Below are 14537 nucleotides of genomic sequence, written 5' to 3'. Positions count from 1 at the left end.
CGACATCGTGGCGGTGCATCAGGCCGCACGAGAGGCGCTCGACAGGGCGCGCGCCGGCGGCGGCCCGACGCTGATCGAGGCGCTCACCTACCGTCTCGGCGACCACACCACCGCCGACGACGCCAGCCGCTACCGCGACCCCGAGACGGTGCAGGCGTACTGGCACGAGGAGCCGGTGCTGCGCCTGCGCAACTACCTCGCACGGCTGGGCGCGTGGGACAAGGACAACGAAGAGGCGCTCGCGCGCGAATGCAACGAGGCGGTCGCTGCCGCGGTGGAGACCTATCTCGCCACGCCGCCGCCGGACACCGCGGCGATGTTCGATCACCTCTACGCCGCGCTGCCGTCCGCGCTGCAGGCGCAGCGCGCCGAGGCGCTGCGTTTCGCACCCGTGCAAGGAGGCGAGCATGGCTGAGCTGAACCTGGTGGAAGCGGTGAATTGCGCGCTCGCTCGAGAGATGGCGCGCGACGTCTCGGTGCTGCTGCTGGGCCAGGACATCGGCGTCAACGGCGGGGTGTTTCGCGCCACCGTCGGTCTGCAGCAGCGCTTCGGCGCCGAGCGGGTGCTCGACACCCCGCTGGCGGAGACCGCGATCGTGGGCACCGCGATCGGCATGGCCTCGATGGGCCTCAGGCCGGTGGCGGAGATCCAGTTCTCGGGCTTCATCTATCCGGCCTTCGATCATCTCGTCAATCATGCCTCGCGGCTGCGCCATCGCACGCGCGGCCGGCTGAGCTGTCCGCTGGTGCTGCGTTCGCCCTCGGGCGGTGGCATTCACGCCCCCGAGCACCACTCCGAGAGCCCGGAGGCGATGCTCGCCCACGTGCCCGGCTTGCGGGTGGTGGTGCCGTCGTCGCCGGCGCGCGCCTACGGCCTGCTGCTGGCGGCGATCCGCGATCCCGACCCGGTGGTCTTCCTCGAGCCGACCCGGCTCTACCGCCTGTTCAAGCAGGAGGTGGCCGACGACGGCGAAGCCCTGCCGCTCGACGTCTGCTTCACCCTGCGGCCGGGCAGCGACGTCACCCTGGTGAGCTGGGGCGCGATGCTGCAGGAAACCCAGGCCGCGGCCGACCTGCTCGCCGCGGAGGGGGTGTCGGCCGAGGTCATCGACGTCGCCACCCTCAAACCGCTCGACATGCCGACCATCCTCGAGTCGGTGGCGCGCACCGGGCGCTGCGTGATCGTGCACGAGGCCTGTCGCAGCGGCGGGCTGGGCGCCGAGATCGCCGCGGGGCTGGCCGAAGAGGGCCTGTATTCGCTGCTCGCGCCGGTGCAGCGCGTCACCGGCTACGACATCGTGGTGCCGCTGGCGCGGCTCGAGTACCAGCACCTGCCGAGCGTGGCGCGCATCGTCGCCGCGGCGCGGCGCACCCTGGAGGGATCGTGATGAAGATCTTCAAGCTGCCCGACCTGGGCGAGGGCCTGCAGGAGGCGGAGATCGTCGAGTGGCACGTCCAGCCGGGCGACGAGATCGCGGCCGACGCGCCGCTGGTGTCGGTGGAAACGGCGAAGGCGATCGTCGACATCCCCTCGCCCGAGGCGGGGCGGATCGCGAGGCTGTTCTGCCAGGCGGGGCAGATCGTGCATGTGGGCGCGCCGCTGGTCGGCTTCGAGGGCGGCGCGGGCGAAGCCGATACCGGCACGGTGGTGGGCGAGGTCAAGGTGGGCGACACCCTGCAGCAGGAGGCGCCGGCGGCGGTCGGCGGCCGTCCGGCAGCGGCGATCAAGGCCACGCCGGCGGTGCGCGCGCTGGCCCGCCGGCTCGAGGTCGATCTGACGATGGTGACGCCCTCGGGGGCGGAGGGGGTGATCACCGCGGCCGACGTCGAGCGGGTGGCGAAGATCCTCGCCGAGCTCGGCCCGCCCGAGCGGCTGCGCGGCGTGCGGCGGGCGATGGCGCAGAACATGGCGCTGGCGCAGGGCGAGGTGGCGGCGGCGACGGTGATGGACGACGCCGACATCGACGCCTGGGCGGCCGACGCCGACGTCACCATCCGCCTGGTGCGCGCGCTGGTGGCCGGCTGCCGGGCCGAGCCGGCGCTCAACGCCTGGTACGAGAGCCACACGATGGCGCGCCGGCTGCTCGAGCGGGTCGATGTCGGCATCGCGGTCGATCTCGCCGAGGGCCTGTTCGTGCCGGTGCTGCGCGACGTCGCCAGTCGCGACGCCGCCGACCTGCGCCGCGGGCTCGATCGCATGCGGGCCGACATCGCCGCGCGCAAGCTGCCGCCCGAGGAGCTGCGCGGCAACACCATCACGCTGTCGAACTTCGGCATGATCTCGGGCAAGTACGCGGCGCCGATCGTGGTGCCGCCGACGGTGGCGATCCTCGGCGCCGGCCGCATCCACGAGCAGGTGCGCCCGGTCGACGGCGCGCCGGCGGTGCGCCGGGTGCTGCCGCTGAGCCTGACCTTCGACCACCGGGTGGTGACCGGCGGCGAGGCGGGGCGTTTTCTCGCCGCGGTGGTCGCCGACCTAGAACGCCCTGACTGAGGCCGGCGCGTGCTGCGGGGCGGCGCCGTTGCAGGCGCTTGAGGAGGGGTTCAGCGGCTGCGCGGGGCGGCCGGCTTGCGCCGGCGCGCGGGCGCAGGGGCGGGCGTCCGAGCCACCGCCGCCGGGGCCGCCCCTGCGGCGGCGGGCTGCGCCGCGGCATCCGTGACCGGCTCGATCAGCGCCTCCAGCAGGCCGCTCAATGGCATCGCGCCGGCGCCTTTGCGCAGCGCGAGCGCGGCCTCTTTCTGCCAGGTCGTGATCGCCTCCTGCAGCGCGGTAGCGAAGCCGGTCTGGGTAGCGACCACGGTTTCGGCAAAGCGCTGCAGCGCCCGCGTCTGATGCTGCAGCGCGGACCAGTAGGCGTCGCCGGCGACGAAGCCGACCGCCTTCCAGTCGCCGGCATCGAGCACCCGGGTGGTGGCGAGCTCGATTTCGGCGTTGCAGGCCTCGAGCGAGTCGCGCAGTGCGCCCGCCCATTGCAGGCCGTTGTCGCGCATCAGCTCGGACACGCGGAAGTGGAACTGCAGGTTGACCTTGTGCAGGGCGAGCAGGGATTGGGGATCGAGATTCATCGGGAACTCCATTGCAGGGGGACGGGCGCGACCGGGGCGGGGCTCACTTCTCCATGACGTAGTCGCCGGGCGCGTCGCCCAGCGGCGGATAATCTTCCGCGCCGATCGCGGGCGGCGCGACCGGGGCGCCGGAGCGGGCCTGCAGCCAGGCGACCCAGGCCGGCCACCACGAGCCGTCCTCGCGCGGCGCGCGCTCGAGCCAGTCGTCGGGCGGCACGTAGTTGTCGCCCGCGGGGCGGGTCAGGATCTGGAAATGGCGCCGCGGCCGTCCGGGCTCGCTGACGATGCCGGCGTTGTGGCCGCCGCTGGTGAGCACGAAGGTGATCTCGGTGGGCGTCAGATAGTGCAGCTTGTACACCGAGTGCCAGGGCGCGACGTGGTCGGTGAGGGTGGCGACGCAGAACACCGGGGCGTCGAGGTCGCCGAGCGACACCGGGCGGCCGGCGACCCGGTAGCGGCCCTCGCTGAGGTCGTCGTTGAGGAACAGGCGCCGCAGGTATTCGCCGTGCATGCGCGCCGGCATGCGGGTGGCGTCGGCGTTCCAGGCCATCAGGTCGATCATCGGCGCGCGCTCGCCCATCAGGTATTCGCCGACCATGCGCGACCACAGCAGGTCGTTCGAGCGCAGGATCTGGAAGGCGCCCGCCATCTGGCCCGCGGTGAGGTAGCCGGTCTCGGCCATCTGCGCCTCGAGCAGACTGACCTCGCTCTCGTCGATGAACAGCGCCAGCTCCCCCGGCTCGGTGAAGTCGGTCTGCGCGGTGAACATCGTCAGCGAGGCGAGACGCTCGTCGCCGTCGCGCTCCATCGCCGCCGCGGCGATCGCGAGCAGGGTGCCGCCGAGGCAGTAACCGGTGGCATGCACGCGCTCGCCGGGGACGATCGTGTTGACCGCCGCGAGCGCCTCGAGGAAGCCCTGGTGCACATAGTCGTCCATGCCGAGGTCGCGCTCGGCCTCGCCCGGGTTCTTCCACGAGATGCAGAACACGGTGTGGCCCTGGTCGACCAGATAGCGGATCAGCGAGTTGTGCGGCGAGAGGTCGAGGATGTAGTACTTCATGATCCACGCCGGCACGATCAGCACCGGCTCGGGCCGCACCGTGGGGGTGCTGGGCGCGTACTGGATCAGCTCCATCACCCGGTTGCGCAGCACGACCTTGCCGGGGGTCGCGGCGACGTCGCGGCCGACGACGAAGTTCTCGGTGCCGGCCGGCGGCTGGCCGGTGATCGAGCGTTCGGCATCCTCCACAGCGTGCACCATGCCGCGCAGCAGGTTGCGCCCGCCGCTGCGGATCGTGTGCTCGAGCACCACCGGGTTGGTGGGCAGGTAGTTGCCCGGCGAGAACACGTCGAGCAGCTGGCGCGCGGTGAAGGCGACCACCTGCTCGTGGTGCCTGGAGACGCCGGGCACGCCGCGGGTGGCGGCGTCCCACCACTGCTGGGTGAGCAGGAAGGACTGGTGCATCAGGTTGAAGGGCCAGCGGTGCCAGGCCTCGCCCTGGAAGCGTCGGTCCTGCGCGGGGGCCTCGACGCACTCCGCCGGCGGGCAGTCTGGCGGGGCGAAGGCGAGGTCGCGCGCATAGTTGCTCAGGCGACGGGCGTTCTCGAGTGCGAGCGCGACCAGTTCCTGACGCTTGCCGGGCGCGCCGGCGAGATGGCCGGCCCAGTCGATCGTCGCCAGCAGCAGCGACATCGGCGACACCGAAGCGGTCGCGCGCGCGAGCGCGGCGTGCACCTTGAGGTCGAGCGGGTTGCGTGCGGGCAGCGGGACGCTGTCGGGCGCATCGTCCGCACGGACAGGACGTGTCGTGACCTTCGTTTTCGCTGGCGGGGTGGAGGGTCGGGTCGTCACGTCTTGGCTCCAGTGATCGGCGCTTGGGTACTTCCGCTCATTGCATCGTGCCGATCGTACGGCGCAGGCGGTGAAGGGCGAGATAGAAGAAGGCGACGCCGATGGCGGCGACCATTAGGAACGCCGGCCACACCAGGTCGGGGCCGGCGTTGCGGAACAGGATGGCTTGGGCGAGCGACACGTAGTGGGTGGTCGGCGCGAGCGACATCAGGTACTGGATCGTCTCGGGCATGCTTTCACGCGGGGTCACCCCGCCTGACAGGATCTGCAGCGGCAGCAGCACGAGAATCGACATCAGCCCGAACTGCGGCATGCTGCGCGCGATCGTGCCCATGTAGATGCCGATCGAGGCCGCGGCGAAGAGATAGAGCAGGGTGCCGGCGCCGAACAGCAGCGCCGAGCCGGCCACGGCGATGCCGAGCACCCCCTTGACCATCACCTGCAGCGAGAAGGACGACGCCAGCAGTACCACCACCCCCATCGACCAGACCTTCGACATCATGATCTCGAAAGGTGTGACCGGCATCACCAGCAGGTGTTCGATCGTGCCGTGCTCGCGCTCGCGGATCAGCGCCGCGCCGGTGAGCAGGATGCCGAGCATGGTCACGTTGTTGATGATCGCGTTGATCGCGGCGAACCAGCTCGCGTTGAGGTTCGGGTTGAACATCGCGCGCGGCACCAGCTCCACCGGCTGCGGCGCCGGGGTCCGCACCCGCTGCACGAACGCGCGCACTTCGTCGTCGATGATGTTCTGGATATAGCCGGTGCCGGTCTGTGCCTGGCTCTGGCGCGTGGCGTCGACGTTGAGCTGCAGCGCCGGGCTGCGGCCGGCGAGCACGTCGCGCTCGAAATCGGGCGGAATGTCGAGCACGAAGGTGTGCAGCCCGGCGTCCATGCCGCGGTCCATGTCGGCGAGGCCGACGTGTTCGGGCGGGATGAACTGCGGCGGCTGCAGCGCGGCGACGATGCGGGTCGACAGCTGCGAGCGGTCCTCGTCGACCACCGCGATCGAGGCGCGGTTGAGGCTCTCGGGCTTCGCGCGCGCGTCAGCGTAGATCGAGGCGCTGAACATGAACACGATCAGGAACATCAGCGCCATGTCGCGCGACAGGCTGCGGAATTCCTTGAGGCCGAGGTTCCAGGTGTTGCGCAGGAGGGTCGAGCCGTTCGCCATCGTGCCTTGCCTCACTTCGCCTGCTTCTTAAGCAGCAGCGCCGACAGAAAGGTCAGCACCGGGATCGCGAGCGCCAGCGGCATGAATGCGCTCCCCAGTTCGGCGAAGCCGAGCGCCTTCGAGAAGGTGCCGCTGGCGATGGTGAGGAAATGGGTCGTGGGGTAGATGGCGCCGATCCAGTAGCCGCCGCCCTCGAGCGAGGATACCGGATCCATCAGTCCGGAGAACTGGATCGCGGGCAGCAGGGTGCCGATCGAGGTGCCGGCGAGCGCGGCGACCTGGCTGGCGGTCAGCGTGGAGGCGAGCAGACCCAGCCCGGTGGTGGCGGTGACGTAGAGCAGCGCGCCGGTGGCGAGCGCGGGCAGGCTGCCCTTGAACGGCACCTGGAACAGCGCGACCGCGAGCACGAACATCAGCGCGAAGTTGAACATCGACAGGGCGATGTAGGGCAGCTGCTTGCCGACCAGGAACTCGAGCTTGGTGACCGGCGTGGTATAGACGTTGAGGATCGAGCCGAGCTCCTTCTCGCGCACCACGCCGAGCGCGGTGAGCATGGCGGGGATGAAGACCAGCAGCAGCGGGATCACCTTGGGCACCATCGCCACCAAGCTCAGCAACTCGGGGTTGTAGCGGTAGCGCGGCTCCACGCTGGCGAGCGCGCGCAGCGGGCCGGCGCCGGACTCGGCGATCACGTCGGCGAGCGTCTGCGCGTGCACCCCGCCGACGTAGGCGCGCGCGAGCTCGGCACGCAGCGGCATCGAGCCGTCGAGCCACACCGCGACCTGCGGCGCCTTGCCGCGTGCGAGGTCGCGGCCGAAGCCGGGCGGGATCTCGATCGCCATCGCCAGCTTGCCGGCGCGCATGCGCGCGTCGAGGTCGGCGTGGCTCGCGAGCGGCGGCTGTTCGAGGAAGTAGCGTGAGCCGGCGATGCGCAGGGTGTAGCTGTCGCTGGCGAGGCTGCGATCGTGGTCGAGCACCGCGTAATGCAGGTCCTCGACGTCCATCGTGATGCCATAGCCCATCACCAGCATGAGCACCAGGCTGCCGAGCAGCGCGAGCGTCAGGCGCACCGGGTCGCGGCGCAGCTCGGTGGCCTCGCGCGCGGAAAAGCTGAGCAGGCGGGCGAGGCTGAAGCGGGCCAGGCGCTCGGCGTGACGGGCGGCGTCTTCCCGTGGAGCGCTGGGCGCGGCCCCGTCACCGACGCCTGCGGGCACGGCGGGCGCGGCCGGTGCGGGCTGGTCGGCGCTGCCGCTGGCTTCCTCGAGGTAGGCGACGAAGGCCTCCTCGAGGCTGTCGGTGCCGCGCGTCGCGGCGATCGCCGCCGGGGTGTCGCTGGCGAGGATGCGCCCGGCGTGCATCAGCGAGATGCGGTCGCAGCGCTGCGCCTCGTTCATGAAGTGGGTGGTGATGAAGATCGTCACCCCGTCGCCGCGCGAAAGATCGACGATCAGTTCCCAGAAGCCGTCGCGCGCCACCGGGTCGACGCCCGAGGTCGGTTCGTCGAGGATCAGCACGTCGGGCCGGTGCAGCACCGCCACCGCGAGCTGCAGGCGCTGGCGGATGCCGAGCGGAAGCGCGTCGGGCTGGACGTCCATCACCGGGTCGAGGTCGAAGCGGCGGGCGAGGTCGGTGATGCGCGCCGCCGCCTCGGGCGCGGGCAGGTGGAACAGGCGGGCGTGCAGGTCGAGGTTCTGCCGCACCGTGAGCTCGCCGTAGAGCGAAAAGGACTGCGACATGTAGCCCACCCGGCGGCGGGTGTCGACGTTCCTCGCCTCGAGCTTGCGGCCGAGCAGCAGGGCCTCGCCGGCGCTCGGCTCGAGCAGGCCGGTGAGCATCTTCATGGTGGTCGACTTGCCGCAGCCGTTGGAGCCGAGGAAACCGAAGATCTCGCCGCGCCGCACTTCCAGGTTGACGTCGTCGACCGCGACGAAGTCGCCGAAGCGCATCTGCAGGCCGCGCGCCTCGATCACCACTTCGCCGGTTTCGATCGGCGGAATCTCGAGGCGGTGGTGATCGCGCCGGCGCTCCTCGGGCAGCAGCGCGATGAAGGCTTCCTCCAGCGTGTGGGTGCCGCCGCGCGCGCGCAGCTCGCCCGGCGTGCCGGTGGCGAGCACGCGGCCGGCGTCCACCGCCACCAGCCAGTCGAAGCCTTCCGCCTCTTCCATGTAGGCGGTGGCGATCAGCACGCTCATGCCCGTGCGGCTGGCGCGGATGCGCGCGATCAGCTGCCAGAACTGGCGCCGCGAGAGCGGATCCACGCCGGTGGTGGGCTCGTCGAGGATCAGCAGGTCGGGGTCGTGGATCAGCGCGCAGCACAGGCCGAGCTTCTGCTTCATGCCGCCGGAGAGCTTGTTCGCCGGGCGATCGGCGAAGGCCGCCATGCCGGTGGCGGCGAGCAGCTCGTCGATTCGCCGCCTGCGCTCGGCCTCGGACTGGCCGAACAGACGGCCGAAGAAGTCGATGTTCTCGAACACCGACAGCGTGGGGTAGAGGTTCTTGCCCAGGCCCTGCGGCATGTAGGCGATGCGCGGGCAGACGCGCGCGCGGTGGCGGGCATCGGCCATATCGCCGCCGAGCACCTCGACGCTGCCGCGCTGGATCCTGCGCGCGCCGGCGATCAGCCCGAGCCAGGTCGACTTGCCGACCCCGTCGGGGCCGATGAGACCCACCATGCATCCGGCGGGGATGTCCAGGACGAGGTCGTCGGCGGCGAGGATGTCGCCATAGCGATGGCTGAGGCCGGCGAGGCGCACGACTGTGGCGGCGCCCGCCTCCGCCGCGGCCACCCGTACGGCCGGATCGCTCACGGCAGCCTCACCTGTAACTCGGGCGGCCACTCGCGCTGCGGGTTCAGGCGCAGGTGAGCCATGCCGGGCAGCCCGGTCTTGACCTGCTCGGGATAGCGCGCGAGCAGCTCCGGATCGATCCGCGCCTTGACCCGGAACACCATCTTCTGGCGCTCGCTCTGGGTCTCGACGGTCTTCGGCGTGAACTGGGCGACGCTGGCGACGTAGGAGACCTGGGCCGGGATGACGAAATGCTGCGCGGCGTCCAGCACGATCCGCACCTCGCTGCCGAGCGCGACCCGGCCGGCGGCCATCTCGGGCAGGAAGAAGGTCATGTAGACATCGCCCACGTCGACCAGGCTCACCACCTTGCCGCCGCCGGCGACCACTTCGCCGGGCTGCACCACGCGGTACTGCACCCGTCCGGCGCGCGGGGCGCGCAGGACGACGTCATCGAGCTCGGCGCGCAGCCGCCTCACCACCGCCTCGGCCGCGCTGATCGCGGCGTCCGCCTGTTCGACCTGGGCCTCGGCAGCGGCCACCGCCGCCTTCGCCGCGGCGATCTGCGCGCGCGCGACGTCGATGTTGGCCTCGGCGTTGCGCGCGCGGGCGGCGTTTTCGTCGGCCACCTGCGCCGACACCGCGCGGTCGCTGAGCAGCGCCTTCGAGCGCGCGCTCGTCCTGCGGGCCACGTCGAGCTCGCTGCGCCGCTGCACCAGCTGGGCCTCGGCCATGGCGACATCCGCCTTGCGCTGGGCGACCTGGGCGAGCGCGGTCTGCCTCGCGCTCCTCGCGTTGACCACCTCGGCGAGCGCCTGTGCCAGCTGGGCCTCGAGCGTGCGCATGTCCATGCGCGCGACGATCTCGCCGACCTTCACGAAGTCGCCCTCGTTGACCAGGATGTCCTCGACCCGGCCGGCAGCCTTGGCGGCGACATCGAGCTCGGTCGCCTCGATGCGTCCGTTGCCCCTGACGAAGCTGCCGTCGTCGGGGGGCGGGCGCACCAGCCACCAGGCCAGCGCGGCGGCAAGCGCGAGCACCGCGCCGACGGTCCATGCCATCCTGCGTTTCGACTCCTTGCTCATGCGGGCTCCGTGCTCACTGTCGAGCGTGCCGAATCTGGTAATGTGCGCGCGCTTCGGCGAAGTGCGGGCCGGGGCCGGTGGTGCGGCGTCCGGGCGGGTAATCCGCGACGGGGTGGACGCGGAAGACGGCGGTGGGGACTGCGGTCATGGCGCAGGCGAGCAATGAACACAAGGCACCTGCGGGCTCATCGTTCCCCCGTGAGCGGTTGGCCGGCGCTGTCGCGGACGGCGTATGAATTCCAACATCTGTTTGATAGCATTGTCAAGTCATGTACGGGGTGCAGCGCCCGGCGGGAGCGGACGGAAATGGACGAAGCAATGACGAGGAGGGAGGCAAGGCCGGTGCGCGGGCCGGGGCGGCCGAAGGGCGCAGCCTCGACCTGCCGCCAGCGACTGGTCGATGCCGCGCTCGCCGCCTTCTCCACGCTGGGCTACGAGGGGGTCAGCCTGCGCGCGATCGCGGCCGCCGCCGGCTGCGACGTTTCCATGGTCGCCCACTACTTCGGCTCCAAGGCCGAACTGTGGCTGGCGGTGGTCGATCGGCTCACCGAGCGGCTGGCCGGCGAGGCCGGCCTCGCCGGCGCCGTCGGACTCGAGGGCGGCAGCGTCGAGCTGCGCGTGCGGAAGGCCGCCGGCCAGTTGTTCGACCAGGTCGCGCGCGATCCGCACTTGCTGCGCTTCCTGGTGCGCGAGCAGGCCGGCAGCGGCGAGCGTTTCGAGCAATTCGTCGGCCGCGTGTTCGAGCCGGTGTTCGAGGACTATCGCCCCTTGTGGCAGGAGGCGATCGATGCCGGGCTGTTCCGCGTCAGCCATCCGCTGATGGTGCATACCATGCTGCTCGGCGCGATGTCCTTTCTCGCCGTCTCGCTCCCGCTGTTCGCCCGCCTCGGCGAGGCGTCGATGGACCTGGGGCAGATCCGTGACGCGTTCGTGCAGGGGCTGCTCCCGACGCTGCCATCGCTGCTGGCCGAGCGGGGTGCGCAATGAGTGCCGCGCGCGTGCCCGGGTACGCTGAACTCCTGACCGCCGCCGATGCGCCCGTGCTGCAGGTGCGCGGCGACTGGACCCTTGCCCACTACCGGCCGCTGGCGGAGCAGGTCGAGGGCCTTCGCACCCGGCTCGGCGCCGGCATTCGGATCGACACCGAGGGGCTGGGCGCGCTCGATACCGCGGGTGCGCGGCTATTGCATTCGCTGCTCGGCGGCGAGCGCCTGGCCGCGCTCGCCGCCGACGCCGGCGCGCTCTCCGGTGAGCGGCGTGCGCTGCTGCGGGCGGTGGCCGCGGCGATGGAGACGGCGGTCGCCGAGCCCGCGCCGCCCGCGGGGAGCGCGATCGGCGACGTGCTCGAGCATGTCGGCATCGCCATGCTCACCTTCCGCCAGCACGTGGTCGCCCTCGCCGGCTTCATCGGCATCACCCTCGAATCCGGGCTGCGCATGCTGCTGCAGCCGCGGCGCTGGCGGCCGACCGCGCTCGCCGCCAACCTCGAGCGGACGGCGCTCGACGCGGTGCCGATCGTCGCCCTGCTGACCTTCCTCGTCGGCGCGGTGGTGGCCTTCCTCGGCGCCACCGTGCTCGCCAACTTCGGCGCGAGCATCTTCACCGTCGACCTGGTCGCCTATTCCTTCCTGCGCGAGTTCGGCGTGCTGCTGACCGCGATCATCGTCGCCGGCCGCACCGCGAGTGCGTTCACTGCGCAGATCGGCTCGATGCGGGCGAACGAGGAGATCGACGCGATCCGCGTGCTCGGCCTCGACCCGATCGACCTGCTGGTGCTGCCGCGGGTGCTGGCGCTGCTGCTGGCCCTGCCGATGCTGACCTTCGTCGCGATGGTGTCGGGCATCGTCGGCGGCATGCTGGTGTGCGCGGTCAAGCTCGACATCTCACCGGTGATGTTCCTGTCGGTGGTGCAGAACAACGTGGGGCTGAGCCACTTCCTCGTCGGCATCGCAAAGGCGCCGATCTTCGCCTTCCTGATCGCGGTGATCGGCTGCCTCGAGGGTTTCCGCGTGTCCGGCTCGGCGCAGTCGGTCGGCGAACACACCACCTCCGCGGTGGTGCAGTCGATCTTCATCGTGATCGTGGTCGACGCGGTCGCCGCACTGTTCTGCATGGAGATGGAATGGTGACGAACATCGTGGAGGTGCGGGGCGTGCGCAACCAGTTCGGCGCCCAGGTGGTGCACGACGGGCTCGACCTCGACCTGCGCCGTGGCGAAATCCTGAGCGTGGTGGGCGGATCGGGCACCGGCAAGTCGGTGCTGCTGCGCACCATCGTCGGCCTCAACCGGCCGGCGGCGGGCAGCGTGACGGTATTCGGCGAGGACTTGCTCAACGTGCCGGTGGCGCGCCGGCGGGCGATCGAGCGCCGCTTCGGCGTGCTGTTCCAGAAGGGCGCGCTGTTCTCGTCGCTGACCGTGGCGGAGAACGTCGCCCTGCCGATGATCGAGCATGCCGGCCTGCCGGCGGGCGAGGCGGCGGAGCTCGCGGCGCTGAAGATCGCGCTCGCCGGCCTGCCTGCGGGCGCCGGCGCCAAGTATCCGTCGGACCTCTCCGGCGGCATGGTCAAGCGCGCTGCGCTCGCCCGCGCGCTCGCGCTCGACCCCGACATCCTGTTCCTCGACGAGCCCACCGCCGGGCTCGACCCCATCGGCGCGGCCGCCTTCGACCAGCTGATCCTGACCCTGCGCGACGCGCTCGGACTGACCGTCTTCCTCGTCACCCACGACCTCGATACCATCCATACGATCACCGACCGCGTCGCGGTGCTGTCGCAGAAGAGGGTGCTGGTCAATGCCAGCCTCGCCGAAGTGGTCGCCACCGACGACGACTGGATCCGCGACTATTTCCACGGTCCGCGCGGCCGTGCCGCCGCCGAGGCGGCGCCGTCCGCGCGCGCCGCCCTTCACCCGGAGAACCCCTGACATGGAAACCCGCGCCCATCACGTGCTGATCGGCCTGTTCACCCTGGTGGTGGTGGTCGCCGCGCTGCTGTTCGCGCTGTGGCTGGCCAAGGCCGGCAGCGAGAAGCAGGCCGACACCTACGACATCGTGTTCCAGGAGGCGGTGTCGGGTCTCACCAAGGGCAGCACGGTCGAGTTCAACGGCATCAAGGTCGGCGAGGTCGCCAGCCTGCGCCTCGACCCGGAAGATCCGCGCCGGGTGTTCGCCCGCGTCAGCGTCGACCGCACCGCGCCGATCCGCCGCGACACCCGCGCCCGCCTGGTGCCGGCGGGCATCACCGGCCTGTACCTGATCCGCCTCACCAGCGGCGACGACCCGCACAGCCCGCCGCTGCGCCCGCAAGGCGACGAGGTGCCGGTGATCGTCGCCACGCCCTCGCCGATGAGCCGCCTGCTCGCCGACGGCGAGGACGTCATCTACAACGTCAATGAAATCCTGGTGCAGGCGCGCGCGCTGTTCTCCCCCGAGAACGTCGAACACATCGGCCGCACGCTGGCCAGCCTCGACCAGGCCACCGGCGCGCTCGCCGCTCAGCGCGACGAGTTCGGGCGCGCAGTGACGCAGCTCGCGCTCGCCGGCGAGCAGGCCAATCGCGCGCTCGCCGAGGCGAGCCGGATGATGGCCTCGACCAGCCGCCTGATCGACGGTCGCGCCACGCAGACCCTGGAGAGCGCGCAGGGCGCGATGCTCGCCTTCGAGCGCGCGATGAACACGGTGGACACCCTGGTCGCGGACAACCGCGGCCAGCTCGACAGCGGCATGCGCGGCCTGGGCGAGCTCGGGCCGGCGGTCGCCGAGCTCGGTGCCACGCTCGCGGCGCTGCGCAACATCACCCGCAAACTCGAAGACCGGCCGGCCGACTTCCTCCTCGGCCTCGAACCGACCAAGGAATTCCAGCCATGATCCGATTCCGTGCCTCCGCCCGCCGCCCGCTTTCCGTCCGCCCGCTTTGCGCCCGCGGCCTGCTCGCCGCACTCGGCCTCGCCGTGCTGCTGCCCGCCTGCAGCGTGCTGCCGCGGCCGGAGCCGGTGGACACCTATCTGTTGCCGTCGGCCGCGGCCCCGGCCACGGGTCGGGGCGAGACTCAGGCGTGGTCGCTGCGCATCGCCCAGCCGGCCGCCGGCGGGCACCTGGCCAGCGCCCGCATCGTCGTCCTGCCCGAGCCCAGCCGGGTCAGCGTCTACAAGGGCGCCAGCTGGAGCGATCCCGCGCCGGTGCTGCTACGCGACCGCCTGTTCGAGGCCTTCCGCACCGACGGCCGGGTGACCGCGCTGAGCAGCGACGAGCGCCGGCTGCACGCCGACTTCGAGCTCGACAGCGACCTGCGCGCGTTCCAGAGCGAGTACCGCGACGGCGAGCCGGAGATCGTCATCCGGCTCGATGCGCGTCTGGTGCGGCCGCTGGGCCGGCGTATCGTGGCCAGCCGCCATTTCGAGTTGCGCCGCCGGGTCGCCGGCACCGCGGTACCCGAGGTGGTGCGGGCCTTCGGCGCCGCGGCCGACGCGCTCTCCGTCGAGCTGGTCGAGTGGGTGATCGAAGAGGCGCAGGCCGCGCGGCCTTGAGCCCGGGGGTGTGCCTCGCCCAAGCTCGGGGCGGCGCGAAATTCATTTC

13 protein-coding genes are annotated in these 14537 nt (G+C 71.4%); 8 read left to right on the top strand and 5 right to left on the bottom strand.

Translation table 11 applies throughout. The features are described from left to right. The 3 genes from BB334_RS02925 to BB334_RS02915 all read left to right on the top strand — a co-directional run. The coding region (locus tag BB334_RS02925) for a thiamine pyrophosphate-dependent enzyme (RefSeq protein ID WP_269798986.1) at positions 1 to 415 on the top strand (415 nt) is incomplete at its 5' end. Further along, the gene (locus BB334_RS02920) at positions 408 to 1388 is read left to right on the top strand and encodes an alpha-ketoacid dehydrogenase subunit beta (RefSeq protein WP_068804133.1); all 981 of its coding nucleotides are present in this window, start codon (positions 408 to 410) and stop codon (positions 1386 to 1388) included. The genes BB334_RS02925 and BB334_RS02920, both read left to right, overlap by 8 nt. Next, entirely contained in the window at positions 1388 to 2494 is a 1107-nt protein-coding gene (locus BB334_RS02915; RefSeq protein ID WP_068804132.1) for a dihydrolipoamide acetyltransferase family protein, read from the top strand. The genes BB334_RS02920 and BB334_RS02915 overlap by 1 nt, the downstream gene beginning before the upstream one ends. Positions 2495 to 2544: 50 nt before the next feature. On the opposite strand, the gene BB334_RS02910 is transcribed toward BB334_RS02915, so the two are convergent. Genes BB334_RS02910 through BB334_RS02890 form a run of 5 tightly spaced genes read right to left on the bottom strand, consistent with a single transcriptional unit; the run spans position 2545 to position 9963 of the window. Next, a complete protein-coding gene (locus BB334_RS02910) occupies positions 2545 to 3066 on the bottom strand; it encodes a hypothetical protein (RefSeq protein ID WP_068804130.1) in 522 nt (173 codons plus the stop codon). A gap of 43 nt (positions 3067 to 3109) precedes the next feature. Then, the gene (locus BB334_RS02905; RefSeq protein WP_332835030.1) at positions 3110 to 4918 is read right to left on the bottom strand and encodes a PHA/PHB synthase family protein; all 1809 of its coding nucleotides are present in this window, start codon (positions 4916 to 4918) and stop codon (positions 3110 to 3112) included. A gap of 37 nt (positions 4919 to 4955) precedes the next feature. Next, positions 4956 to 6092: an ABC transporter permease gene (locus tag BB334_RS02900; protein WP_068804127.1), complete on the bottom strand. Its 1137-nt coding sequence runs from the start codon at positions 6090 to 6092 to the stop codon at positions 4956 to 4958. Positions 6093 to 6103: 11 nt separating this feature from the next. After that, entirely contained in the window at positions 6104 to 8899 is a 2796-nt protein-coding gene (gene rbbA, locus BB334_RS02895) for a ribosome-associated ATPase/putative transporter RbbA (protein WP_068804126.1), read from the bottom strand. Next, positions 8896 to 9963 carry an HlyD family secretion protein gene (locus BB334_RS02890; RefSeq protein WP_068804123.1) on the bottom strand — a complete coding sequence of 356 codons (1068 nt, stop codon included), beginning with the start codon at positions 9961 to 9963 and terminating at the stop codon, positions 8896 to 8898. The genes rbbA and BB334_RS02890 overlap by 4 nt, the downstream gene beginning before the upstream one ends. A 306-nt stretch (positions 9964 to 10269) precedes the next feature. On the opposite strand from BB334_RS02890, the gene BB334_RS02885 reads away from it, so the two are divergent. The 5 genes from BB334_RS02885 to BB334_RS02865 are packed head-to-tail and all read left to right on the top strand — an operon-like array spanning position 10270 to position 14488. Next, positions 10270 to 10950: a TetR/AcrR family transcriptional regulator gene (locus tag BB334_RS02885; RefSeq protein ID WP_088179139.1), complete on the top strand. Its 681-nt coding sequence runs from the start codon at positions 10270 to 10272 to the stop codon at positions 10948 to 10950. Next, the gene (locus BB334_RS02880; RefSeq protein ID WP_068804120.1) at positions 10947 to 12092 is read left to right on the top strand and encodes an MlaE family ABC transporter permease; all 1146 of its coding nucleotides are present in this window, start codon (positions 10947 to 10949) and stop codon (positions 12090 to 12092) included. Before BB334_RS02885 ends, BB334_RS02880 begins: the two co-directional genes overlap by 4 nt. Further along, positions 12086 to 12886, top strand: coding sequence for an ABC transporter ATP-binding protein (locus BB334_RS02875; protein ID WP_068804118.1), 801 nt, complete (start codon positions 12086 to 12088; stop codon positions 12884 to 12886). Before BB334_RS02880 ends, BB334_RS02875 begins: the two co-directional genes overlap by 7 nt. 1 nt (position 12887) lies before the next feature. Continuing rightward, positions 12888 to 13829, top strand: coding sequence for an MlaD family protein (locus BB334_RS02870; protein WP_068804116.1), 942 nt, complete (start codon positions 12888 to 12890; stop codon positions 13827 to 13829). Next, the gene (locus BB334_RS02865) at positions 13826 to 14488 is read left to right on the top strand and encodes an ABC-type transport auxiliary lipoprotein family protein (protein ID WP_068804114.1); all 663 of its coding nucleotides are present in this window, start codon (positions 13826 to 13828) and stop codon (positions 14486 to 14488) included. The genes BB334_RS02870 and BB334_RS02865 overlap by 4 nt, the downstream gene beginning before the upstream one ends. Positions 14489 to 14537 lie beyond the last annotated feature (49 nt).

Origin of the sequence: Thauera phenolivorans, assembly GCF_001696715.1 — a bacterium.
Taxonomy (GTDB): Bacteria; Pseudomonadota; Gammaproteobacteria; order Burkholderiales; family Rhodocyclaceae; genus Thauera; species Thauera phenolivorans.
The sequence above is the reverse complement of the archived record's forward strand: the minus strand, read 5'-3'. Positions and strand labels throughout refer to the sequence as shown.